This window comes from Mesorhizobium sp. M7A.F.Ca.CA.002.04.1.1 (genome assembly GCF_004022805.1).
Lineage (GTDB): Bacteria > Pseudomonadota > Alphaproteobacteria > Rhizobiales > Rhizobiaceae > Mesorhizobium > Mesorhizobium ciceri.
Window position 1 is genome coordinate 1 of sequence record NZ_RZPL01000791.1, and the last position, 2,484, is coordinate 2,484.

The 2,484-nt window shown below is 64.5% G+C and carries 3 protein-coding genes; 1 reads left to right on the forward strand and 2 read right to left on the reverse strand.

Annotation, left to right across the window (positions count from 1 at the left end):
• The coding region (locus ENZ75_RS28485; RefSeq protein WP_348630636.1) for an MFS transporter at positions 1-1,423 on the forward strand (1,423 nt) is incomplete at its 5' end.
• A gap of 37 nt (positions 1,424-1,460) precedes the next feature.
• Here the strand turns inward: ENZ75_RS28485 and ENZ75_RS28490 are convergent.
• Together ENZ75_RS28490 and phaP are read right to left on the reverse strand one after the other, a co-directional pair.
• Entirely contained in the window at positions 1,461-1,958 is a 498-nt protein-coding gene (locus ENZ75_RS28490) for a MaoC family dehydratase (RefSeq protein WP_013531248.1), read from the reverse strand.
• A gap of 190 nt (positions 1,959-2,148) precedes the next feature.
• Positions 2,149-2,484, reverse strand: a 336-nt coding sequence (gene phaP / locus ENZ75_RS28495; RefSeq protein WP_128278496.1) for a TIGR01841 family phasin, incomplete at its 5' end; no start/stop codon positions are given.

Below are 2,484 nucleotides of genomic sequence, written 5' to 3' on the forward strand. Positions count from 1 at the left end.
GACATCGGCGCCACCACGGATGCAATCCGCCGGCTGGGCGTTGGCAAGCCTGTCGCTCGCCACACTGCTGTCGTCGCTGGGAACCAGCATTGCCAGCGTCGGGCTGCCGTCGCTGATGCAGAATTTCGGCGCGACGTTCCAGGCCGTGCAATGGGTTGTTCTGGCCTATCTCCTCGCCATCACCACACTGATCGTCAGCGCCGGCCGGCTGGCCGACATGTTCGGGCGCCGACCGTTGCTGCTTGGGGGCATCGCGCTGTTCACGTCCGCATCGGTGCTCTGCGGCCTGGCGCCGACACTCTGGCTGCTGATTGCCGCACGCGCCGTGCAGGGACTTGGCGCAGCGCTGATGATGGCGCTGACGCTGGCCTTCGTCGCCGAAACCGTGACCAAAGACAGAATCGGCGGCGCCATGGGCCTGCTCGGCGCCATGTCCGCGATCGGCACGACACTTGGCCCCTCGCTCGGCGGCCTTTTGATCACCGGCTTCGGCTGGCGGGCGATCTTCCTCGTCAATGTCCCGCTGGGAGTGCTCACCTTCGCTCTTGCCTGGCGTGCCCTGCCGGCACGCAATAAAACCGCGCGGCTCGACCGAGGCACGTTCGATGTCGTGGGCACCGCCCTGCTGGCCCTGACGTTGGCCGCCTATGCGCTGGCGATGACGCTGGGCAGAGGCAATTTCGGCACGCTCAACATCGGCCTGCTGATCGCCGCAGGCACCGGCGTTTTTCTTTTCGCCGCCGCGCAGGCGAGAGTGAAAAACCCCTTGATCCGGCTTGCCAGCTTCCGCGATCTCCAGCTGAGTGCCAGTCTCGCCATGAGCCTCGTCGTCGCCACGGTGATGATGGCGACGCTGGTTGTGGCTCCGTTCTACCTGTCGCGCGGGCTCGGGCTGGATGCTGCAATGGTGGGTGTGGTGCTGTCGACCGGCCCGCTCGTCTCGACCTTGTCGGCGCTGGTGGCCGGACGCCTGACCGACCGCTTCGGCGCTCATAGGATGATGGTCGCAGGCCTGCTCAGCCTCACGACAGGCACGTTCCTGCTGTCGCTCGCCGTGACCAGATTCGGCATTGCCGGCTATGTCGTTGCGATCACCGTCACCTGCATCGGCTACGCGCTGTTCCAGACGTCGAACAATGCAGCCGTCATGACCGGCGTTGACGCGGGTCAGCGCGGCGTCGTCTCCGGTCTGCTCAACCTTTCGCGCAATCTCGGGCTCATCACCGGCGCCTCGTTGATGGGCGCCATATTCGCCGTCGCATCGGCCGAAGGGCACGAAGGCATTGGTCTTCTGAGTTCCGAGGCCGCCGCCCGGGGAATGCAGGTCACCTTTCAGACGGCGACGGTGCTGGCGCTGGCTGCGCTGTTCCTCGCACTGCTCTCGGCCCGCGCCACAGGCCGCGCAGAATCCAGGGCTTCGTGACGCGCACACCGCTCAGAGAGTAGAATTCCAAACAGGCTCAGGCACCTGCCCGCTTGCGGCGTTCATAGAGCATGACCAGCGTTTCCGCCGTCAAGGCAGGCTTTTCCTCGCCTTCGATCTCGACCGTGTTGGCCGCCTTCATCAGATACTGGCCCGGGCCCCTGTCCTCCATGGACAGCAGCGTGATGCGCAGTCTGATGCGGGCGCCGACCCTGACCGGCGCCAGGAAGCGTACTTTGTCGAAGCCATAATTGAAGGCGGCCTGCGTATTCTCGGGCACGATGCCCATGCCGAGCGCCAGCGCGCCGATGATCGACAGCGTCAGATAGCCATGCGCGATCGTCGTGCGGAACGGGCTTTGCCGCCGCGCCCTTTCAGGGTCGACATGAATCCATTGATGGTCGCCGGTGCATTCAGCGAACTGATCGATGCGGTTCTGGTCGACCGTCGTCCACTCCGACACGCCGAGTTCCAGCCCGGCCATCGTCCTCAACTGCTCGTAGGTAGGCGGCGTTTTAGGCCGTATTTCGTTCATTCCTGGTTTCCCGATCGCTTCCAGAGCCTCCGGACCACGAACTGACGGCCTCTGTCAATTCGCTCTACACGAATCCGTTCCGTCGATTTCGGCCGCAATCGTGCCACGCCGCCGGCGCAGTCGCAGGCCAACTCGGGCTTTCCGGTCTTCAGGGCGGCCGGCAGCCATGAACCGGTCCCGGCCACATCCGCTACTTCTTCTCGTAGCCGGCGCGGATTTCCTCCATCGCCTCCTTGATGCGGGTGCGCAGGATGTCGACCGATTCGGCACCGGATTTCTTGACCAGTTCAGCCACTTCGCCGGCATTTTTCAACGCGGCCTCGAAGGACTTTCTGGCAAACTCCGTCTGTTTGGCCATCAGTTCCTGCGGATTGCCCGGCGCCCTGTAGCTTTGCGCCATATCGGTGACCTCGCGCAGCGTATCCTGCAGCATCTCGCGCTGCCGGGACAACAGCGAGGTGGCGCCGGCGGCACCGGCTCGTGCCGATTTCTCCAGCGCTTCGAGGTTCTTGCGATGATGGGCGAG

Excerpts from the sequence above, each read along its gene's own strand:
- ENZ75_RS28490 (WP_013531248.1), bottom strand. The coding sequence starts at position 1,958 with ATGAACGAAATACGGCCTAAAACGCCGCCTACCTACGAGCAGTTGAGG.